Here is a 22,088-nt window from a genome sequence, read left to right as displayed (position 1 = left end):
CGCAACGGCATGGCCCTTTTGCGCTGCGGGCCAGGCGATGCAGCGCCGGAAATCAGACCAGATGGTGCTCGTCGTCGCCGAGCAGGCCGCTAAGCCCTTCGATCTCGGCACGAGCAATCGCGCGCTGATCGAGCTTCTGCCGCGCCGCTTCAGGCAAATCGGTGTAACGGATGACGCCACGCTCCACCAGCACGCTGACGACGTCTTCGAGTACCCGCACCAACTCCAGGTCCGACTGTTTCAGGCCATCCAGGCGGGCCTTGACCTCTTCCCTGGCCGTCAGCCAGTTGTGCAGTTCCTCGCTTTCGACTGCCAGGTTTTCCGTCATGCCCTCGAAGGGTTCGTACTCGACTCGCAGCAAACGCCCGGCGGCGTCACGCTGTACATAGACCATGCCTGCTCTCTCCTGGCCAAAAAAAACCCGCTACCTGAGAAGGTAGCGGGTCGATCATATAAGTGAAGGTCAGACGGTATCTACATTTAACGTACCGTCGTTGAGCATGGCCAGTATCACGCTGCCGGTATTGCCCCCGGCACCGTACCCACCCACGTTGCTGTCACCCAGCAGGTTGACGTCCTGCAACACGATGGTCTGATCGGGGCTGCTGAAATCGCCCGTGCCCATGGCACTGACCTTGATCGTGGTATCCCACGCACTATTTCCCACCCCAGATAGCTGACTGGAGGTGATCTGCAGGTAGTTGAGCAGGTTGCCAACATCGCCGGCGGAGCCATGCTCACCAACCAGCAGATCGGCGAGATCCAGGCGATCACCGTTGCTCGAGCCATTGAAGTTGCGCACGAAGTTGAGCACCGTATCGACACCACCATCGGCATCGCCATTGAGCCAGACGAAGGTGTCCTGACCACTGCTGTTGTTCGCCGATCCACCGCTCAGGATGTCGTTACCACGACCGCCGATCAGCACATCGTTGCCACCGCCGCCATACAGTGTGTCATTGCCCAACAGGCCGCTGAGCACGTTGTCCTGATTGCCGCCGATGAGTTGATCGTTGAAGTTCGAACCGATCAGGTTTTCGATGCTGCTTAGGTTGTCGCCGGAGGCGCCTCCGCCAACGTTTCCGCCACTGGCATTACCCGAGTTGCTCAGCGTGATCTGCACGCCCGAACCGGCATCCAGGTAACTGGCGGTATCGTTGCCTTCGCCGCCGTCGAGGATATCCCCTCCCGCACCACCGACCAGCAGGTCGTCGCCGTAGCCACCTTCGAGCTCGTCTTTACCACCACGCCCGATCAGGATGTCGTCGCCATCCCCGCCTTTGAGGCTGTCTTTGCTTGCGTCGCGGCCGATCAGGATTTCGTTCTGGTAAGTGCCGTTGATGGTACCCGAGTCATAGGTCACGCTGACCCAGGCATCATCGCTACTGCTGCCGGCGTTGGCCGTGTAACTGAAACCACCACCACTGACTCCGGTATCGTTGAAGGTCAGACTTTCCCCGGCCTGAGCAATCAGCGACAGGCCGGCAATGGTCGCCAGGGAGATGCTGCCAAAACTGGGGCGGGCACCGTACGGGCCGGTATCGTTGACCAACAGCGCCCACTTGGGAATCCAGACCTGGCTGGAGTCATTGGTCAGCACCGTATCGTCGCGCGCGACCAGAGTCTGAAGCCGCAGATCGACACTCAGGTCGAGGCTCGAACCGGATCTGTCACCGTCGTTGTCCTGCAGGACGAAGTCGATGCTCTCGCTGACCAAGCCAGCACTCACTGGCGGCGTATAGACGAACGCGCCGCTGTCCATGTCCACGCGAATGCGACCGCCCAGATCGGTGATCACCTGCAACTCGTTGCTCGAGGTGTCGAAGCTCCAGGTGTTGGCTCCCGGTCCCGCGCTGATCGAGCCGCCAGCCGACGGGTCGTAGGTGTAAACGGTATCGTTGACGGTGATGGACAGCACGAAGCCGCCATCGGCGCCGAAGGTCGAGACACCGGATGGCTCGGCCAGGTTACCGACTATGGGTTGTGCCGTCGCGGTAGCCCCCAGCACCGCGCCAAGCTGACTCATATCGGTGATCAGTACACCGTTGTCGTCGCTGCCGGAGCCAGTACCGTCATAGGCCACCTGATTCAACGCCGCCAGGGTCGATCCCCCGAAGCCCAGAGCGTAGGAGCGGATATCCTGGGTGTTGAGGAAGTTCTCCCATGCTTGCCGCTCGGTGGTGGACAGATCACGGTTGGACGGGTCCGGGTTGCCATCGGAGAGGAAGTAGGAAACGTTCTGCGCACCGCCAAGTGCACCATCCTTGACGAAGCTGGTCTGGGCCTGGGCCACCGCCGAATCGTAGTAAGTGCCACCACCGGCAGTCAGATCCAGAATCGCCGCCTTGGCTTCCTGGAAGTCCACCCAGACCTTCTGCTCATAGCCACCGGCTGCGAAGGTCACCAGGGTGATCTTCACCTCGCCCAGAGCCTCGTAGCGTTCGATCAACTCGATGGCTGCCAGTTTCACCGCCTCCAGACGGTTCAGGCCATCGAAGCCGGCACCGGAGGTCATGCTGCCCGACACATCGAGAATCAGCATGAGGTTGGTATCCACTCCGCCGGAGACCTGCCCCGTGAGAGTCTGCGGTTGGGCGACTGGCATGTCGTCCTCGATGGCGATCTGGAAGTCACGCACCAGCGGCACACTGCCAGAGCCGTTGCTGGCCGTGATAAAGCCGCTCAGATCAAGCACCATCACCTGCTCATCGTCGCCACCGGCAGGGTGATCGACTGGCCCCAGCAGGTTGAGCTCATACTGGCCGTTGCTCTGCAGGGTAAAGGTGAACACTGGGTTACCCGCCCCGGCGCTGGCGACCAGCATGTTGCCCTGAACGCTGAAGGTCACCGGTACGCCATTGGAGGTCAGCCCTGCGATTGCTCCCCCGCTTAGCCCAAAGCTGACGCCGGTACTATCGGCAACCACTCCGGACAGGTCGCCTGTTGCCTGGGTGACCGCCAGCCCGTCGTTGGCCAGGCCATCGGGGCTCAGCGCGTCCTCATGCACCAGGTTCGCAGTAAGCGGGCTGGTATCCAGTACACAGATGTTCAGATTGGCGCTGGAGCTATCACCGTCACCATCGACGATGGTGTAGGTAAATTGCTCCAGACTGTCGGCAGAGACGTTCAGCGGCGGCGTGTAGCTGTAGCTGCCATCGGCCCTGACCACCAGACTGCCGCCCAATGGGGTGACGATCACCCCGGTGGTGCCAGCCTGGACGTAGTAGGTCACCGTGTTGCCACTGATCGCGTCGGCCGGGTTGCTGCCACTCTGGTATGGGTTGACATCACTGACCACGAAACTGATCTGGGTCACCAGCACGGGTTCGTCGCTGCTCAGGTGATCCACGCCACTCACCGGATCGACATCGCTGACGACGTTGCCGGTCACCGGCGTCGGTACCGTAGCCTGCAAGGTTGCGTTGAGGTCGGTCGCAGAGTTCACCAGAGTCGGCGCCTCGTCATTATCCTCGACCTGCTGCAGCGCGTTGATCGCCGCCGCGTTGCCCGAGACATCCAAACCTACGGCAAAAACCTCGACGTCGTTGGTATTGACGAATGTCTCCCAGCCCGCAGGCACACCCCCTTCGTTGGGTTCGCCATCGGAAAGGAAGTAAACCCGGTGCTCGTAACCCGCCAAACTCGGGCTAGTGATATTGCTGCTGAGATGACTCTGCGCCAGAGTCAATGCATCGTTGTAGTCGGTGCCACCGCCACCTCCCAGGCCCTGAATGGTGCTGATGACGCTGTCGACATCGGACGCGTTAGTCACCACCAGTTGAGCGTTGGATTCGAAGTCGATCACCGAGATATTGAGCGGGACGCCCAAGCTTTCGTAGCTCTGTAGCATGTTGACCAAGGCAGCCTTGGCCAGAGCCAGCCGATTGGACGACGGCGGCACCATGCTGCCGGAGGTGTCGATCACCAGAACCAGATTGAAGGGCGGCGCATTGGTTTCGCTGACGCAGATCGAGTTGTCCTGGGCCTGGGGGCCATCGTCCTCGATCACGAACACGCCCTGCCCCAGATTGAGGCCAACGCTATGGCTGTCGCCGTCGCCATCAGTCACCGTCTGCACCAGTTGTAGCGCGTCGGCATTGGCCAGCGTCAGCGTCGCACTGTCGTCGGCATCACTCGCATCGGCATGCCAGATGTTCTTCACCTGGGTGAATTTGAGCTCGCCGTTGCTGCCCACCTGCTCGATGCTGAAATAGGTGTCGCCGCTGATCGCGCCGACCCCTACTACTACTCCCGGTGACAGCTGATCGAGCACGATGGCCTCGCCACGACCGAAGCCATCACCGTCCGTTGCCGAGCGGTCGGATGGATCCAGACCAAACAAGCCAGTCGCGACATCCGTGCCGGTCAACTCCAGGCTGTAGGTGATCGCGCCGGGCCCGTCGGAGCCATAAACCGCGTTGCTGGTGTCGAAATTGGCGGTGAAATCAACCGTCACCGAGTCATCACCAAGAGCCGCATGGCTACCACCGATATCCGTACCCACCGGCCGCGTCTCGTCAAGAATGGCCAGAGGAACAGCGACATTGGACATCAGAGCAGCCGTCGGGCCGTCGTCCTGGAACGAGAAGTAGGATGTCTCGTCGTTCACCAGATCGATCTCACCAGTCTTGGTTACGCTGTCGTCGTCGCCGTCTACAAGCGTCACCTCGTACTGCAGTTTCAGCGCCCCGTCTCCTTGCAGCAACAGATCCACGGCCTCATCGAAACGCTGGTCGTTGTCCGGGTGTTTGATAGCCTCGAACAAGGTGGTCTGCAACTGAGGCTTACCATCGACGGTCACGATGGCGATGCTGAAGACCGTGTTCTGCGCTGTATCGATGCCTAGTACGGTTGAGCTGTCGTCAGGATCGATAATCAGCTTGATGGCCCCCCCTTCGGTTGCCAGCAGATTGGTAGCCAAGCCTTCTTCCGGAATCCCGGCGAAGCTCAGCACCGCGCTCTGCGACGCCGCGCCGTCCGCCCCAGCGCTAGCCGTCACGCCGAACAACGCTGCCAGGCCACCAACCACTTGAGTGGTGAACTGCGCCAGCACGGGCGGCACATCATCGTTGCTGTAACCCTGAGAGGTATCGTCATTGTCGGCGTAGTGGTCAACCGCTCCACGGGTCTCGTCCAGAGTGGCCTGCAATTGCCCGAGGCCCTGCTGATCGATATCCACGCACAGCGTCGGCACATCGTCTTCGACATTGATCACGAACAGACCCTTGGTACCAGCCGGTATCTGGACGGGATCCCCGTCACCGTCGGTAGCCGTCAACAGGGCAGTGAAGTCAATGCCCGTAACGCCACCACTCGCCCAGAGCTCGGAGTCGTTGCCGTCCGCTTGTGGATGGTCCAGCGGCCCCTGCAGTTCGAAGCTGAAGTCACCGTTGGCATGAATGACCAGGGTGAACACCTCATACCCTGCGCCGGCCGTTGCCGTGAGCGTCGTGCTAACCACCTCGCCATCGACGACTTGCTCGCTGACGACATAGGTCAACGGCTCACCACCCGAAGTAAGGCCCTGATCGTTCAGCAGCATCGCGGCGGTATCGGTGTCGACCAAGCCGAAGCTGCCGGGGCCATCGGCACCGAAGGCAACCAGGGAGGTCAGACTGGCGGCACCAAGAGCGGTGCTCACCACCAGCGTCTGGCTGCCCGCATCCGGGTTGCCTGGGTGAGGGTCGCTCAGCAAGTCTTCATGCACCGTACCTCCCACCGGTGCCGTAGCGGTCCAGGTGGCCTGGATATTCACGTCGTTGTAGTCGTTGTCGCCACCAGCGTTGACGTCTTCCCAGTTCTGGTTACCGGGCGCGCCATTGTCCTGAACATGCTCCATGGCGCTGGGATTTAAGGTCGGGTCATCGAACACCACATTGGCTCCACCGGCACCGTCGAGTTCGGAATCGCCAACGAAGGCCTGCCACTGACCGTCGACCAACTGGAAGGTCACGTCGGTGCCGTCAGCGACACCATTAGCGCCCCCATTGGGAATGATGAAGAACCCTACGGAATCCGGATCCAGGCCGTGCAGGGTGATGAACTCGCCAACGCTCAGCAAGGTGGTATTGCCCCAGACGACCTGGCCACTGACCGGCTGTCCGCCATCCCCCTTGATGTAATAGCCGTAGCTGTTGGCGTACGAAGCATCGCCGCCCTGGTAAGTCAGCGTCAGGCAATGTTCCGGGCCCACATCAGCGAGTATCGGGGTGTCGTCATCGACCACCACTTTCACCATGCCGCTGGCAACATCGTTGTCACCATCCTTGACGGTGAAGCCCAGCTTGAGGAGCAACTCGTCCTCGGTACCCTCAACCTTGTGGTCCAGCGGCGTTTTCAGAGTAAAGGTGTAATCCTGATTGTTGGCCGCGACCTGCAAGGTGAAAACGGTAACCTTGCCCGAGTCCGTCATGTAGTAGCCTTCGAGCGTACCGCCCTCACCACCCGCTCCGGGTTGCCAGTCCAGCATCACCGCATGCCCGCCAGAAGTGACTGGCTGCCCGGAAATGGTCTTGGCTGCACCTTCGTTGAAGCTCAGGCTCTTCAGGCCATCGGAGCCAGCATCGATACCCAGGCTACCGGTGTCTGCAACGTCATAGCCGGAATCGCCCGGGCCGCCATCGTTGGCATCGGGCAGTGGCAATGCACCCTGTGCCGCCGCGCCATCCTCATCGACGTACACCGTGCTGTAATGATCGACTGACGGACCATCGTCCTCAAAGCCGATCACCTTGCCCAGGTCGACACGGTCTGAGCGATCGTAGTCGCCGTCCTTGTCGTAGACCGTGACCTTCACGCCCAGCACACCCGAGGCCAGGCTTTTCAAGCTGTCATGGTCGTTACCGTCGTAACCATGATTGATCGCTTCGTACTGCCACAGCTGGATATCGCCATCCTGCTCGTCGATACGAATACGGAATACGACGTCACCTTTGCTGTCGATGCCAACGACATCGTCACCGTATGCCCACAATTTGATGGCGCCGCCGTCAGTGGCGTAGAGCCCGGAGAAGGCGCCATTGCTGAAGCTGAATTCGAAGCTGCGGCGGCTGGTATCTTCGCCATCCGAGCCGCCATCGACCTGCAGCTTGAACAGGTCCTCGCCTTTCACTCGCGCATAGCCGATCACATGGTCAGGTTGACCGGCCTCGTCGTTGGGCTTGGTATAGCCTTTCTCGTCCTTGCCCGAACCATCGGTACCGACCGACTCATCGGCCACCACCTTGACCCATTTCTGCAATTCGAAGCAGGTGACTTTCGGGCCGTCGTCTTCGAAGCCGATCACCTTGCCCAGGTCGACTCGGTCCGAGCGATCATAGTCGCCGTCTTTGTCATAGACCGTGACCTTCACGCCCAATGCGCCTGACTTCAACGTGAGCAGGCTGTCATGGTCATTGCCGTCGTTACCGTGGTTGATGGCCTCGTATTGCCACAGCTGAATATCGCCGCTCTGCTCATCGATGCGGATGCGGAACACCACATCGCCGTCCGCATCGCGGCCAATCACATCATCACCGTCGGCATACAGCTTGATGATGCTGCCATCGGTGGCGAATAGCCCGGACCAGGCGCCACTACTGAAGCTGAACTCGAAGCTGCGCTTACTGGTGTTCTCACCATCGGATCCGGCATCGACCTGCAACTTGAACAGGTCCTCGCCCTTGACCTTGGCATAGCCGATCACGTCAGCCCCATGCCCCCACTCGTCCGCAGGCCAGGCGTGACCGCCCAGTTCATCTTTCAACGACCCTCCGAGGCCAACCGACTCATCGGCCACCACCTTGATCCATTTCTGCAATTCGAAGCAGGTGACTTTCGGACCGTCGTCCTCGAAACCGACCACCTTGCCCAGATCGACGGTTTCACTCGTACTGTCGCCATCACCGTCGTACACCGTAACCTTCACGCCCAGGACATTCTTGGCCAGCGTCTTCAGCGCATCGTGGTCGTTGTGGTCGTACCCGTGGTTGATCGCCTCGTACTGCCAAAGCTCGACATCGCCGGTTTCCTCATTGATGCTGATACGGAAAACCGTCTGCCCATCGCTGTCTTTGCCGAGCACATCACCGTCGTCACCGGCAAACAGGCTGATTGCGCCGCCATCGGTAGCACTCAGCCCGGAGAAAGTGCCCTCCGTGAAGATGAACTCGAAGGTGCGTTTGCTGGTTTCCTCACCATCCGCGCCGCCATCTACGTGCAGACGGAACAGCTCTTCGCCCTTGACCTCGGCATGGCCGATGACACCGGCGCCCTGGCCCCACTCATCCATGGGCCAGGCATGGCCGCCAAACTCATCCTTCAATGATCCACCCAGGCCAACCGACTCGTCGGCGACAATTTTGACCCGCTCCAGCTCGAAGCAGAGAATCCGCGGGCCATCGTCCTCGAACTGAATCAGCTGGCCAACACCGACACCCTCACTGACGGCCACGTCGCCGTCACTGTCAGTCACCGTCACCACCGCCTGGATCAGGTTGACCGACTCGCCTTCCCCGCCATCGAGTAGCAGGCTGATGGCCTCGTCATGGCTGCTTCCACCAATCGGGTGCTGCAGCGACAGGTACTGGGCCAGGCTCAGCACGCCAGAGCTTGGGTCGATCATCACCGCGAATGCAGCATCGCCGTCAGCGTCACCCACCCGTCCGACGATGAGGTCGCCCTCCTTGAACAGGTAGATGCTTTCTCCAAGGGTCGTTTTGAGCCCGGAGTCGATGCCGTCGCCACCGGTGATGGCCAGGCTGATGACCGTGCTGGCTGCGGCATGATTGTCCGCGCCGTAGCTGCTACCGGCCGTGCTGACCACAGCCTCTGTACTTCTCGACCAGCCCATCGCGCTGCCGAGTGCGGCAAATGCCCCCGGCAGCTCTCCCAGAGGTCTGTCACTGTCCTGCAGACCTGCGGTCTCGTCGTGTGACACGCCTTCGGACTGCTCATTGAGCGAGAGCATCGCCACCGGGCTGTCGTCATCGATCAGGATACTCAGGCTACCCGTCGCTGGGGTGCCGTTACCGTCGGTGATGGTGTAGTTGAACAGGTAGAGGATGTCGTTCTCGTCACTGCCGCCCTCTGGCGCCGCATGATCCAGCGTCGCCAGCAACTCGAACTGATAAGTGCCTGTCGCCAGATTGGTGACCTGAGCGACGAAAACCACGGTTTCCCCCGCGTAGGCGGTGAGCGTCAGGCCGTCAGCACTTACGCTGTAAGTCAGTGCGACCCCAGCTGAAGTGACGCCAAGAGCAGCGAGGCCGACAGTTGACCAGGTAAAGGTACCGGGTCCATCTGGGCCGAAGTCATAACCCAGTGTTCCGGTTACCAGCGTGGCCTCGCCATCCAGGTCGTTCACGCCGCCAACGATACCGTCGGGCAAGCCTTCTTCATCCACCTGATTGGACGCAGTGCCACCGGTGGGGATGCCATCGACTGCAGGTTCGGCCAGCGCGATGGGCTCGGCCTCGGGAAATTCAGGGCCGCTGTTGAGGCCCTCAGTGGGAAAGCCAATGACCGGATCGAGTGCGCCACCCACTTCGGTCAGCAGCACGAAGGAGTTGCCACCACCGGCACCGCCAGCGCCGACTGCACCGGCGCCCGGCCCGGCTGCGGTCGCCTCACCCTGCTGAGTCGGGTCATCGCCCGCCTCGATCGCGGCCTGCAAGCGTTCGACATCCGTCAGGTCATCGTCGCTGGGAGACTGAGGCGCCTCGACCACCGGAGCCTGGGATTCACCCCGATATGCAAGCATCTGAGCATCGAGGGTGATGCTGCTATCGCGGCCGAGGGTCAGTTGCTGTCCATTGGCCATGGAGACAGCCACCGCGCCGGTCACGCCGGTCACCAGTTGCTCCCCCGAGTAGACGCGATCGCCCTCGCTGACAGGTCGGCGCGATCCATCGCTCGCTACCGCGAAAACCTCGCCGACGACCTGACTGACGATACCGATGAGAGTAGCCATGATTCCATCCTCACTACAGCTGCCGACCACCGCCGACACGTACCTACCGAAAGGGTCAGAACACCTTTTCGAAGCCGGGGAGCGAGCCCTGACAGCTGACTGAAATGGAACGGCGCAAAATCCCAAAAAACGCTACTGACAATAAAATGTCACCACAGCATGCGTCGAACTACTCCATCAGATGATTCCCCGATTTTGATGCCTGACTGCCCACTGCAACTGCGAAGCCCATGAAAAATGAGCACTTGCGCAGCTAACACTTTCAAACAATGTGCTGCTTTTCGCAGACTTCATAAGATTTTTTCCGAATAGGGGTTGTGAAAAAATCATCTTAGGTTTCTCAAAAGTTGTTCTTAGCTCTGATGTTACAAGCCTGAAACGGTTTGACAGATAAAAACGCCATTTTTATGGCGACAGGATAAGAACTTCAGTCAGGAGAAACGCCAATGCGCACCCTATCCCCACTATGGAGCGCCATGCTTTTGGCGACAGTCTGCAGTCAGGCATACGCCATGAACCTCACGGAAGCGATCCAAAGCACGCTGGACAACCATCCAGAGATTCATGCCGCGTCCAACAGCCGCCTGGCATCGGATGAGGACGTGAAATTCGCCAAAGGTGGCTACCTGCCAACCGTCGACCTGCTGGTCGGATACGGCCGGCAGAACACCGATAGCCCCAGCACCCGGGCTCTGGGTGACCACAACACGGAAACCCTCAACTATCGCAACGCGGAGTTGCGCCTGCGGCAGATGCTGTTCGACGGTTTCAACACGCCCAACGAAGTCGCCCGCACCGAGGCCGTGGTCAACTCACGTGCTTACCGCCTGCTAGGCACTTCCGAAAGTCTTGCCCTGCGTACCGTCGAGGTCTATCTGGACGTGCTGATGCGCCGCGAGATGGTTGCCCTGGCGCGCAACAATCTGCAGGCCCACCAACGCATCAACGACCAGATCGGGCTGCGTAGCCGTCAAGGCGTCGGCAGCACTGCGGATCTGGATCAGTCCGAGGCCCGCCTGGCTCTGGCGCAGAACAATCTCTATACCGAAGAGGTCAACCTGGCCGACGCCGAAGCCAACTTCTTCAGCGCAGTCGGGCGCGTGCCGGACCAGCTCGAATCCCCCGTAACGATCAAGGGCAACATACCGGACGACCTGCTCGCGGCCCGCCAGACGGTGATGGACAACAACCCCTTTCTGAAGTCGGCGCAGGCTGACGTCAACGCCGCCGAGAAGCAGTACGAAGTCGCCAAGTCGCCCTTCTACCCGCGCTTCGACGTGGAACTGGCCACCTCGGCCGATGACAACGTGCAGGGTGACGAAGGCCACTACAGCACCTGGCGAGCTGCGGTGGTGATGAACTACAACCTGTTCAACGGCATGCGCGACAAGGCCCGGCTACAGTCGGCCGCGCACCAGATCAACGAGTCGATGGACATCCGCAACAACGCCCTGCGGGTGCTCAACGAAAACCTCTCGCTGGCCTGGAACGCCATGCAGAACGCACGCCTGCAAACCCCCAAGGCACGTGACTACGCGGACTACACCTCACGGGTTCGCGAGGCCTATCAGCAGCAGTTCAGCCTGGGCCAACGCACCCTGCTCGACCTGCTCGACAGCGAAAACGAGCTGTTCACCGCCAACCGTCGCTACACCGAGGTTCGCTACGGCGAGGAGTTCTCGATGTACCGCGTCGTCGCGGCCATGGGGGATCTGCTGCGTCAGCAACAGGTCGTAGTCCCGGCAGAAGCAGTAGCCCTCACTGAAGTGAAGAGCGAAGCCCGCTTGCCGGAAATGAAGTAGTTACGCCCCGAAGGTCCGCGTGAATACGCGGGCCCGAAGCGCAGCAAAGGGCTGAACTGACCTGAGGAGTAGTAGACATTGACCACCATGGAACGACCAGAGCCGGCCAGTGATCCACGGCTCAGTCACGACGATCCGTTGTTGGATGGTTTGTTGATCCTCTGCCGGCTGCATGGCTGCTCGGTCAGCCGTGGCAGCCTGACTGCAGGCCTGCCTCTGCCGGCGCAACGTCTGAGCCCTGAGTTGCTGCCGCGCGCCGCGGCGCGAGCGGGGCTGCAGGGCCGCCTGCTACAACGCAACCTGGCCAGCATTTCAGCGCTAAACCTGCCGGTGCTGTTACTACTCAAGGATGGTCGCAGCGCCGTGCTGCGCCAGTGGGGGCCCAAGCAGCAGGCGCAGATCCTGCCTTGTGAGACGGATGGCGGCGAACAGTGGGTCAGCCGTGAGCAACTGGCCGCCGAGTACAGTGGCCAGGCCTTCTTCGCCCGCCCACGACACGAACTGGAAGAAGCCCGCACCCCGCTGGTACCGCGCATCGAAGCCTGGTTCCGCGACACCCTGAAGCTGTCGCGCTGGCTGTATGCCGACGCCGTGCTGGCCAGTCTGCTGATCAACCTGCTGGGCCTGATGGTGCCGCTGTTCGTCATGCAGACCTACGACCGCGTGGTGCCCAACCAGGCCACCGCGACGCTCTGGGTCCTGGCCATCGGTCTGTTGATCGGCACCGGCTTCGAGCTGCTGCTCAAGGTGTTGCGCGCCCATCTGCTGGACACAGCCGGCAAGAAGACCGACGTGGTGCTCTCAGCCACCCTGTTCGAGCGCATCACCGGCATGTCGATGAAAGCCAGGCCCGCCACCGTCGGCGGCTTCGCCCAGAGCATCCACGACTTTCAGGGCCTGCGCGATTTCCTCACCGCCGTGACGCTGACCAGCCTGATCGACCTGCCTTTCTCCCTGTTGATGCTGCTGGTGATCGGCCTGATCGGCGGCCCGCTGGTGTTCATCCCGATGCTGGCGTTCCCGCTGACCGCACTGTTCGCTTTCATCATCCAGGCACGCCTGCGCGACACCGTGCAAAAGAGCCTGCAACTCGGCTCGCAGCGCCAGGCGCTGCTGATCGAGACCCTGGGCGGCCTGGAGATGCTCAAGGCGTGCAGCGCCGAGAGCGAGCGTCAACATCAGTGGGAACAGACCCACGGTGCCCTGACCCGCCTGGACGGGCATGCCAAGTTCCTGGCCGCGCTGGCCACCAACGGCACGCTGTTCCTGCAACAGTTCGCCGGCATGGCCACCATCGTCGGCGGGGTGTACCTGATCATCGCCGGCAACCTCAGCGTCGGCGCACTGGTAGCCTGCTACATGCTCGGTAGCCGCATTCTCGCGCCACTGGGACAGATCGCCGGGCTGATCACCCGCTATCAGCAGGCGCGCCTGACCATGACCAGCACCGACGCCCTGATGGCCCTGCCCCAGGAGCGCCAGGAAAAGCAGCGCCCACTGGATCGCACCCAGCTCAAAGGGACCCTGGAACTGCGCCAGATCAGCTTTACCTACCCTGGGCAAAATGCGCCGGCGTTGAACAACGTCAGCCTGCGTCTCGGCGCCGGTGAACGCCTCGGCATCATCGGCCGTAGCGGTTCGGGCAAGAGCACCCTCGCCCGCCTGTTGATGGCGTTCTACAGCGCGGACGAGGGCCAGATCCTTCTCGACAACCTGGACCTGCGCCAACTGGATGTCGCCGACCTGCGCCACCAGATCGGTTACGTGTCTCACGACCTGCCGCTGCTGGCCGGCAGCCTGCGTGACAACCTGACCCTGGGCGCGCGCTACATCGACGACTCGCGCATGCTCGAAGTAGCGGAGTTGACCGGTGTAGTCGACCTGGCACGGCAACATCCGCAAGGCTTCGACCGCCCGGTGGGCGAGCGCGGCCAACTGCTCTCCGGCGGCCAGCGTCAATCGGTGCTGCTGGCCCGCGCGCTACTGCTCGACCCACCGATTCTGGTGCTCGACGAACCGACCAGCGCAATGGACAACACCAGCGAAGACCTGCTGCGTCAGCGCCTGCATTCCCATGTGCAGGGCAAGACCCTGATCATCATCACCCACCGCGCCTCCATGCTCAGCCTGGTGGACCGCCTGGCCGTGCTGGACAACGGCCGCGTCGTGGCCGATGGACCGAAGGAGTCGGTGATCGAAGCTCTGCGCAAGGGCCGTGTCGGCCCGGCCAGCCTGTAGGAGCGATGCCAGATGCACACGCCTCAGAGTCTCGGCAATTATTTCGGCAGCTTGCGAGAAAAGCGCCAGGACACCGAGTTCATGCCGGAAGTGGAAGGCGCCATCCTCGAGGACTCTCCCTGGTTGACGCGCTTCACCGTGTGGTCGGTCTGTGCCTGCCTGCTGGCGGCACTGGTTTGGGCGCACTTCGCCGTACTGGAGGAAGTCACCACTGGCCAGGGCAAAGCCATCCCTTCGAGCAAGGTACAGGTGATCCAGAACCTCGAAGGCGGCATCGTCAGCGAGATATTCGTCCGTGAAGGTCAGGTGGTGGACAAGGGCGATACGCTGCTGCGTCTGGACGACACGCGTTTTTTGTCCAATCGCGGCGAAACCGAGGCCGACCGGCTGGCACTGATGGCCCGCCTGGAGCGACTCGGCGCTGAAGCCGAAGGTCGCGAACCGGCACTGCCCGAAGAGATCACTCAGACCGCCCCGCAACTGGCCGAAGACGAACTGGCCCTGTATCGCTCACGGCAGCAGCGCCTCAGGAGCGAGCAGCGCACCCTGAACGAACAGTTGCGGCAGAAGGAACAGGAGCTCGCCGAGTTTCGCTCCAAGGCGCAGCAATACCGCTCCAGCCTGGGCCTGTTGCAGCAAGAGCTGAACATGTCACAGCCATTGGTTGCCTCCGGCGCCATCTCGCAAGTGGAGGTCCTGCGCCTACGCCGCAGCCTGGTGGAGCAGCGCGGCGCCCTGGAGGCGACCAACCTGGCCATTCCGCGTGCCGAAGCGGCCATGGCGGAGATCAAGAGCAAGATGCAGGAATCCGAGCTTGGCTTTCGCGCCGACGCCTTCAAGGAACTCAACGAAGTGCGCACCGAACTGCAGAAGATCACCGCCACCAGCGTCGCCATTCAGGACAAGGTGACCCGCACCACCGTGGTGTCACCGGTACGCGGGGTGATCAAGCAGCTCAAGGTCAACACCATCGGTGGCGTGGTCCAGCCTGGCAGCGACATGCTGGAAATCGTGCCGCTGGACGACAGCCTGCTGATCGAGGCCAAGGTGCGCCCGCAGGATGTCGCCTTCCTGCATCCGGGGCAGAAGGCCATGGTCAAGTTCACTGCCTACGACTACACCATCTACGGCGGCCTCAAGGCCAATCTGGAGCTGATCAGCGCCGATACCATCACCGACGAGGAAGGCAACAGCTTCTACCTGATTCAGGTACGCACGGATAAAAGCCACCTGGGCAGCGAAGAACACCCGCTGCTGATCATTCCCGGCATGGTCGCCACGGTGGACATCATTACCGGCGAAAAGAGCGTGCTGGCCTACCTGCTCAAGCCCGTGCTCAAGGCCCGCTCCGAAGCCATGCGCGAGCGTTGAATACCTGCCGTGCACGTTGCGTAGCCGAATCGATACCCTGCATGCCCCTGCATCGCCCTTATCAGCGAGCATTTCATTGGCGCGCTCACGGATTGCATCCGGGCCACGCGGCCGAACACTACCCTAGCGTTCGCCGGGCGCAGCTCGTTAGCGCTGGTGATTGCGGATAAAGACCTCTTCTCCCATCGCCGCGATCTGCCCTTCGATCAGCGCATCGAACGGCCTGAGCAAGGCAGCGAAATCCTGTGGCGCCTCGAGCGTATCGAGCGCCGCGACGACCGCCTCGATGGTCGACAGCGCGCCCTCTTCCGGCGCCTTGCGCAGGCGATAGCGTGACGGGGCCACAGCCGCCAGGCTCACGCGCGGCAACGCTGCCAGTAATGGGTTGAGGTGCAACAGCTTGCGCGCCTTGCGCCAGGTGCCGTCGGGCACCACCAGTAGCAGGGGCTTCTCCTCGGGCGCATAAGCGCTCAGGGCGACGGCCTCTTCGCCGGGAAACAGCAGGCATGCCCGATACCCAGGCTGCGCCAGCAACTGCGGCAGATCATCGAATACCTCGCCCACCTGCAACTCGGCGTTGCGCAGTCCAAGTGCAGCCAGGCGAGCGGTATTGAGGGCATGACCGACCTCGCTCGGATGCTGCAGAATGAGCACGCGAGTACGGCTGTCGATATTGGGGATCAGCGGGCACAGGCAATGGCTGAGCGGGCGCTGGCAGCGGGAGCAGATAGGGCGAGGCATGCCGCGCAGTGTGCCAGAACGCCGAGCGACCGCGTAGCGCAGCTGCAATCGAGGCCGCGTTTAACGTGCCCCGATCGCAGACGGATCAACGGTTGAATCGCTCCGCCAGGCTGTGCAGGTAGTCGGCCATTTCCTCCAGCTCGCGGCTGATGGCCGCGCCCTGATGCGCCTGGCCGGCGCTGTGGTCGGAGAGCTGGGCGATGCGGGTGATCTGCCGACTGATGTCCTCGGCCACATGGCTCTGCTCTTCGGAGGCCGCCGCCATTTGCTGGCTCATGCCGGTGATGCGCGTCACCGCCGAGCTGATACCTTCGAGCGCATCGCGCACCGACTCCACGCTCTGCACACTGCCACGGGAAATCTCCTCGCCCCGGCCCGCCGTCACCACGGCACGCTCAGCCCCGGCACGCAGGTCAGCGATGATCTGGTGAATCTGCTCGGTGGATTGGCGAGTACGCGACGCCAGCGAACGCACTTCATCGGCGACCACGGCGAAGCCGCGCCCCTGCTCCCCTGCCCTGGCCGCCTCGATGGCTGCGTTGAGCGCCAGCAGGTTGGTCTGCTCGGCGATCGAGGTGATCACATCGGCGACGCTGCCGATCGACTGCGTGGAGTTGGCCAGTTCGTTGACCGCCTGACCGATGTCGTTCACCGCCTTGGCCATCTGCCGCATCGACTCCAGGCTGCCAACCGCCAGGTCACGCCCTTCGCGCGCCAGGCGATCCGCCTCTTCAGCGGCATGCGAGGTGCTCTGCACGTTATGGGTGACCTCCTGAATGGTCGCGGCCATCTCGTTGATGGCGGTAGCCGACTGGTCGGTCTCGGCCCGTTGCTGATCGAGCATCTGCGCACCAGAGCTCGAGAGCTCAGCGGCCTGTGTCGCACGCTTCTTGACGTTCTCGCCGGCGTCCTCAAGGCGCGTCAGTGCCGTCTGCAATCGCGCCTCTTCGCTGATCATCGCCATGTCCAGCAGAGCCTGAGCACCGCGATTGTCGCTGTAGGTCAGCGCCACCAGAGCACTGGTGAAGGCTTTAGGGTGCTCGGCCAGTATCTGCTGAATCGCCTGGCTAGACCGATACAACTGGTAGACCCCCAAAGCGAGCAGCGTTACCAGAATGAATGCCATCAGCGGCCAGCCCGACAACAGCCAATGCGCTGCGACGATCAGCACTGACGCCATGATCAACGGCCAGGAGCGCACCAGGTCATAGGTCCAGTCTTCCAGTTTCGGCACCGGTGACTTGCCCGCGCGTAACCTGGCGTAGAGCGCTTCGGCGCGCCGCTTCTGCGCCTCGGTTGGCAATGAGCGTACCGACTCGTAGCCCGAAACCCGGCCGTTCTCGTAGACGGGCGTGACGTAGGCGCTGACCCAGTAGAAATCGCCATTCTTCGAGCGGTTCTTGACGATGCCCATCCAGGGTTTGCCCTGCTTGATGGTGTCCCACATATGGCCGAACACCGCGGGCGGCATGTCCGGGTGGCGCACGAGGTTGTGAGGTTGGCCGATCAGCTCCTCGCGAGTGAAGCCGCTGATCTCGACGAAGGCGTCGTTGCAGTAGGTGATCTTGCTGTTGAGGTCGGTGGTGGAGATCAGGCGTTCATCTGCCGGGAAGGTTCTTTCCCGTTGAGTCACGGGCAGGTTCTGGCGCATCGAGGCTTCCCTGTTCGAATTGAAGTGGGTACAGACGTATGAGTAAGTACTAGCACAGCCTTAAAAGCGCGCCACCAGTAGCTTCTACGTCTTTCGGATAATTAAGGCGACAGTGTTTCAGATCTGATTCAGTTGGGCCTTGAGCAGGTCGCGAAAGGTTTGAATCAGCGGCTCGCGAGTTCGTCCTCGGCGCAGGATCAGAGAGAACGGAGCCTGGTAACCGAAGGTCGCTGGCAACAGCACGCGCAGCTTGCCCTGATCCACCCAATGCTGCGCGTAATGCTCCGGCAGGTAGCCGATATAGGCACCGGACAACACCAGAATCAGCTGCGCCTCCATCGATTCAACGGTGGCGGCACTGTGCTTGAAACCGTGCCGGGCCAGTTCGGCCTGACTCCAGTAACCACGCCCGACCATGCGCTGCTGGGTGATCAGCTCCTCGGGAATCCTGCGCTGCTCGAACAGCGCATGCCGCTCGCTGCAATACAGCCAGTGCTGCTCACGGTACAGCGGCTGGTAGACCAGGCCGTTCATGCGCGTGGAGAAGGCGCCAATGGCCAGATCCAGACGGTTGTCGAGCACCGCCAGTTGCAGCTCGTAAGGGCTCATCACCGACAGGTGCAGGTGCACGCCAGGATGCTCCTGGCTGTAGGCACCGATCACCTCGGCCAGCGGCAGGGCCGGATCGCTGACGGTGGAGTCCAGCACGCCGAGGTTGAGCGTGCCGCGCAGCTCACCCTTGAGCGCCGCCGAATAGCGCTCGAAGCCTTCCAACTCACCGAGCAGGCGCAGGGTTTCCTGGTGGAACAACTCGCCCTTGCTGGTCAGGCTGAAGCCGCCGCGGCCGCGATGGCAAAGCACGATACCGAGCTGGCCTTCCAGCTGGCTCATGTAGGTACTGATCGCCGAGGTGGACAGGTTCAGCTCCTGCTGCGCGGCCGCGAAGCCCTGATGGCGCACCACGGCAACGAAGATCTTCAGCAGTTTCAGGTCAGGCAAGGCGAAGGACATGAGGACGCACAGCGGATAAACGGGGCGCCAGTGTAGCGCCTTACAAGCGCCGTCGGCATCTGCGGCAATCCCGCGTTCGAGCTTGTGTAGGAGCGGATTTATCCGCAATTTTCGCGGCTGAAGCCGCTCCTACGTGGTCCATTTCTAGCGGTGCGCACGCCTCTGCGCAGCAGCGCTGGTTTCGTAGCCCGGATGCAATCCGGGGCCTCACCTGCCGATTTTCCCGGATTGCATCCGGGCGACATGCCAATAGTTCAGCAATCACTGAACTAAGTATTTGCTCGATGCGATTTAACCGCTTCGCACGCCGAGACAACAATGCAGCCATAACCAGGCGCCGGCTCGAACCGGACGCCACCGGGCACACCACGCCCCTTGCCAATCTGCCGCTGACCTTCGCCCTCTCCAGGAGACGGCCATGCGACTGGAAATCTTCCGCACCCTCTGGGGTTATCGCGGCAGTTGGCAGCAAGCGTTCGACGAAGCGCTCGGTGCCGGCTTCGACGGACTCGAAGCGCGAATTCCCGAGACCGCCGCGCAACGCGCCATCAATGCTCGCCTGCTGCGCGAGCAGAACATCCCCTATATCGCCACCCTCTTCACCTCCACCCCGGTACTGCCGCGCCAAAGCGACAGCCCGCACGTACACCTCGAAGACCTGCGTATGAAGCTCGACTGGGCCGCCGAACTCGGCCCACGGCTGGTCAACGTACTGCCCGGCAACGACCGCTGGGCACTGAGCGAACAGGTCGATTTCTTCGCCCGTGCCGTCGAACTGGCCGATGCCAGTGGCTTGAAGGTGTGCTTCGAGATTCACCGCGGCCGCTCGCTGTACAGCCCCTGGGTCACCCTCGACGTGATCCGCCAGGTGCCCGAATTGCGCTTCACCAGCGACATCAGCCACTGGCTGGTGACCTGCGAGCGCCTGCTCGACGACCCCGCCGACGACCTTTCCGCGTTCATCGAGCGGGTGGACCACATCCAGGCCCGCGTCGGTTACGACCAGGGTCCGCAAGTGCCGCACCCCGGCGCACCGGAGTACGCCGAGGTGCTGGCCTTCCATCAGCGGCATTGGGAAAGCATCTGGAGCAGCCAGGAAAAACGCGGCCTGCAGAGCACCACCCTGACCCCCGAATTCGGCCCGGACGGCTACCTGCATCACCTGCCCTTCACCGACGTGCCGGTGGCCGACCTGTGGCAGCTCAACCAGTGGATGGCGCGCTGCGAGCGCCAGCACTTCCACCGTTTCACCAGTCGCTGAGGAGCCGTGATGAACAACAACGCCAAGCATTTCACCGAAATCCCCGTGGTCGACATCGCCGGCCTGTTCAGCAGCGACCCGGCCGCGCGCCTGGCCGTGGCCGATGAACTGGGCCGCGCCGCCCGTGAGGTGGGCTTTCTCTACATCAGCGGCCATGGCATCGAGCAAGCGCTGATCGACGGCCTGCACCGCGCCGCCGAGGACTACTTCGCCCAGCCACTGGACGCCAAGATGCGCCACTACATCGGCGCCTCGGCCAGCCACAAGGGCTTCGTGCCCGAGGGCGAGGAGCGTTACGGCACCGGCAAGCCGGATCACAAGGAAGCTTTCGACATCGGCTTCGAAGTCCCCGCCGACAACCCGCTGGTGCTGGCTGGCACGCCACTGCTGGGGCCGAACGACTGGCCCACCCTGCCCGGTTTCAAGGAAGCGGTGCAGGCTTACTATGCACGTATCTTCCAGCTTGGCCGCACGCTGTTTCGCGGCTTCGCCCTGGCCCTCGGCGTGCCGGAAAACACCTTCGACGAGATGGCCAACTTCCCGCCCTCGAAGCTGCGACTGATCCACTACCCCTTCGATGGCGACGCCCAGGACGCCCCCGGCATCGGCGCCCACACCGACTACGAGTGCTTCACCATCCTGCTCGCCGACCGCCCGGGGCTGGAGGTGATGAACGACCTCGGCCAGTGGATCGATGCACCTCCGCGCGAAGGCACCTTCGTCGTCAATATCGGCGACATGCTCGAGGTAATGAGCGCCGGTACCTTCGTAGCCACCTCGCACCGCGTGCGCAAGGTCAGCCAGGAGCGCTACTCCTTCCCCTTCTTCTATGCCTGCGACTACCACACGCAGATCCGCCCGCTGCCGCAGTTCGAGGCCGCCGGCCAGCGCTATGAGGCCATCAGCATCGGCGAGCACATGTGGAGCCAGGCGCTGCAGACCTACCAATACCTGAAGAAGCGCGTCGAGGACGGCCAGTTGCAGCTGCCCGAACGCGCCCGCGCACCGTCGAGCTTCGGCCACCTGAAGCACCAACCGAGCGCGCTGTAACCTTCCCTAAGAAGCCCCCTCTGCCAACACAAAAAACTGATCCGGAGATACGCACAATGGCAAACCCTACCCCGCTGCGCACTACCGCCCTGGCTCTGGCCTGCACCCTCGCTGGCCTGTTCACCACCGCCCACGCCGCCGAAACGCCCAAGACTATCGCCAGCGGCGAGCTGAAGGTGGGCATGGAAATTACCTACCCACCGTTCGAATACTACGAAGGCGACCAGGTGAAGGGCTTCGACCCGGAAGTGTCGGCCGCCCTGGCCAAGCGTCTGGGCCTGGAGGCGAGCTTCAGCGACATCACCTTTCCCAACCTGATCCTCGGACTCGACGCCGGCCGCTTCGACACCATCATCTCCGGCATGTACATCCTCCCCGAGCGCCTGGAGAAGGCCGACGCCATCCCCTACGCCAAAACCGGCGCAGCGATCATGGTACGCAGCGACGCCGAGAAGAAACCGGCCACCCCCGAAGAGCTGTGCGGCCTGACCGTCGGCCTGCAGCAGGGCACCTCGTGGATTCCGGCACTGCAGAAAGTCTCCGACGGCTACTGCAAGGAACAGGGTGCCGGCGCCATCACCATCAACCAGTACCCGACCACCTCGGAAACCTCCCAGGCGTTGCTCTCCGGCCATATCCAGGCGCACCTGGAGATAGACGCTGCCTCGCTGCTGATCGTCGAAAAATCCCGTGGCCGCATCGCCATCAGCTCCAAGGGTTCGATCTACCCGCAGGTGCTGGGCATCTACGTGAAAAAGGGCAACAAGCAGTTGCTCGACGCCCTGAAAGCCGCGCTGGACGAGTTCAAGGCCAGCGGCGAGTACAGCGAGCTGCTGAAGAAATACAACCTGGAAGAAGCCTGAAACCAACCCGTGGATGAGCCCTATCAGCCTGTTGAAATTCGCTGTGATGACTGCGAGCACTGCGTTGTAGCGGCAGTGCTCGCGGCCACGCGCTCTTGCTCAGGGCGTCGAGCAGGTGAAGTAGCCCGATTTCACAGGTGCCGGGCGCACC

At 62.1% G+C, this 22,088-nt stretch carries 10 protein-coding genes and 2 pseudogenes; 6 read left to right on the top strand and 6 right to left on the bottom strand.

Annotated elements, in window-relative coordinates; translation table 11 throughout:
- Nucleotides 1-52: 52 nt before the first annotated feature.
- Both ACN8M7_RS25530 and ACN8M7_RS25525 read right to left on the bottom strand, forming a co-directional pair.
- Nucleotides 53-394 carry a hypothetical protein gene (locus ACN8M7_RS25530; RefSeq protein ID WP_061239765.1) on the bottom strand — a complete coding sequence of 114 codons (342 nt, stop codon included), beginning with the start codon at nt 392-394 and terminating at the stop codon, nt 53-55.
- 69 nt (nt 395-463) lie between these two features.
- Nucleotides 464-9,949, bottom strand: a complete 9,486-nt coding sequence (locus tag ACN8M7_RS25525) for a retention module-containing protein (RefSeq protein ID WP_490262588.1) — start codon at nt 9,947-9,949, stop codon at nt 464-466.
- 446 nt (nt 9,950-10,395) lie between these two features.
- On the opposite strand from ACN8M7_RS25525, the gene ACN8M7_RS25520 reads away from it, so the two are divergent.
- From ACN8M7_RS25520 to ACN8M7_RS25510, 3 genes are all read left to right on the top strand, one after another.
- Complete coding sequence (locus ACN8M7_RS25520; protein WP_490262587.1) at nt 10,396-11,751, top strand: TolC family outer membrane protein; 1,356 nt, start codon at nt 10,396-10,398, stop codon at nt 11,749-11,751.
- An 87-nt stretch (nt 11,752-11,838) separates the two neighbouring features.
- Nucleotides 11,839-13,989, top strand: coding sequence for a type I secretion system permease/ATPase (locus ACN8M7_RS25515; protein ID WP_156458596.1), 2,151 nt, complete (start codon nt 11,839-11,841; stop codon nt 13,987-13,989).
- A 12-nt stretch (nt 13,990-14,001) separates the two neighbouring features.
- Nucleotides 14,002-15,360 carry an HlyD family type I secretion periplasmic adaptor subunit gene (locus tag ACN8M7_RS25510; protein WP_490262586.1) on the top strand — a complete coding sequence of 453 codons (1,359 nt, stop codon included), beginning with the start codon at nt 14,002-14,004 and terminating at the stop codon, nt 15,358-15,360.
- A gap of 147 nt (nt 15,361-15,507) precedes the next feature.
- Here ACN8M7_RS25510 and ACN8M7_RS25505 read toward each other — a convergent pair whose 3' ends face one another.
- The 4 genes and pseudogenes from ACN8M7_RS25505 to ACN8M7_RS25490 all read right to left on the bottom strand — a co-directional run bounded on the left by ACN8M7_RS25505 (nt 15,508) and on the right by ACN8M7_RS25490 (nt 18,763).
- Nucleotides 15,508-16,101: a tRNA-uridine aminocarboxypropyltransferase gene (locus ACN8M7_RS25505; RefSeq protein ID WP_490262585.1), complete on the bottom strand. Its 594-nt coding sequence runs from the start codon at nt 16,099-16,101 to the stop codon at nt 15,508-15,510.
- An 85-nt stretch (nt 16,102-16,186) separates the two neighbouring features.
- Nucleotides 16,187-17,152: pseudogene (locus tag ACN8M7_RS25500) on the bottom strand (methyl-accepting chemotaxis protein); the annotation flags it as partial.
- A gap of 318 nt (nt 17,153-17,470) precedes the next feature.
- Nucleotides 17,471-17,752 (bottom strand): annotated as a pseudogene (locus tag ACN8M7_RS25495) (PAS domain-containing protein); the annotation flags it as partial.
- A gap of 117 nt (nt 17,753-17,869) precedes the next feature.
- Nucleotides 17,870-18,763, bottom strand: coding sequence for a LysR family transcriptional regulator (locus tag ACN8M7_RS25490; protein WP_061239781.1), 894 nt, complete (start codon nt 18,761-18,763; stop codon nt 17,870-17,872).
- 418 nt (nt 18,764-19,181) lie between these two features.
- Here ACN8M7_RS25490 and ACN8M7_RS25485 point away from each other — a divergent pair, with 418 nt between their 5' ends.
- Genes ACN8M7_RS25485 through ACN8M7_RS25475 form a run of 3 tightly spaced genes read left to right on the top strand, consistent with a single transcriptional unit; the run spans nt 19,182 to nt 21,937 of the window.
- A complete protein-coding gene (locus ACN8M7_RS25485; protein WP_490262584.1) occupies nt 19,182-20,024 on the top strand; it encodes a sugar phosphate isomerase/epimerase family protein in 843 nt (280 codons plus the stop codon).
- Between the two features lie 9 nt (nt 20,025-20,033).
- Nucleotides 20,034-21,074 carry an isopenicillin N synthase family dioxygenase gene (locus ACN8M7_RS25480; RefSeq protein ID WP_490262583.1) on the top strand — a complete coding sequence of 347 codons (1,041 nt, stop codon included), beginning with the start codon at nt 20,034-20,036 and terminating at the stop codon, nt 21,072-21,074.
- A gap of 56 nt (nt 21,075-21,130) precedes the next feature.
- Complete coding sequence (locus ACN8M7_RS25475; RefSeq protein WP_490262582.1) at nt 21,131-21,937, top strand: ABC transporter substrate-binding protein; 807 nt, start codon at nt 21,131-21,133, stop codon at nt 21,935-21,937.
- Nucleotides 21,938-22,088: the final 151 nt, after the last annotated feature.

The organism is Pseudomonas spartinae (genome assembly GCF_965197125.1).
Taxonomy (GTDB): Bacteria; Pseudomonadota; Gammaproteobacteria; order Pseudomonadales; family Pseudomonadaceae; genus Aquipseudomonas; species Aquipseudomonas composti_A.
This window is presented reverse-complemented; position numbering and strand designations above follow the sequence as displayed.

Bases quoted from the DNA above. Each gene is read 5' to 3' on its own strand.
- ACN8M7_RS25530 (WP_061239765.1), bottom strand. From the start codon at position 394: ATGGTCTATGTACAGCGTGACGCCGCCGGGCGTTTGCTGCGAGTCGAG.
- ACN8M7_RS25525 (WP_490262588.1), bottom strand. From the start codon at position 9,949: ATGGCTACTCTCATCGGTATCGTCAGTCAGGTCGTCGGCGAGGTTTTC.
- ACN8M7_RS25520 (WP_490262587.1), top strand. From the start codon at position 10,396: ATGCGCACCCTATCCCCACTATGGAGCGCCATGCTTTTGGCGACAGTC.
- ACN8M7_RS25515 (WP_156458596.1), top strand. From the start codon at position 11,839: ATGGAACGACCAGAGCCGGCCAGTGATCCACGGCTCAGTCACGACGAT.
- ACN8M7_RS25510 (WP_490262586.1), top strand. From the start codon at position 14,002: ATGCACACGCCTCAGAGTCTCGGCAATTATTTCGGCAGCTTGCGAGAA.
- ACN8M7_RS25505 (WP_490262585.1), bottom strand. From the start codon at position 16,101: ATGCCTCGCCCTATCTGCTCCCGCTGCCAGCGCCCGCTCAGCCATTGC.
- ACN8M7_RS25490 (WP_061239781.1), bottom strand. From the start codon at position 18,763: ATGTCCTTCGCCTTGCCTGACCTGAAACTGCTGAAGATCTTCGTTGCC.
- ACN8M7_RS25485 (WP_490262584.1), top strand. From the start codon at position 19,182: ATGCGACTGGAAATCTTCCGCACCCTCTGGGGTTATCGCGGCAGTTGG.
- ACN8M7_RS25480 (WP_490262583.1), top strand. From the start codon at position 20,034: ATGAACAACAACGCCAAGCATTTCACCGAAATCCCCGTGGTCGACATC.
- ACN8M7_RS25475 (WP_490262582.1), top strand. From the start codon at position 21,131: ATGGCAAACCCTACCCCGCTGCGCACTACCGCCCTGGCTCTGGCCTGC.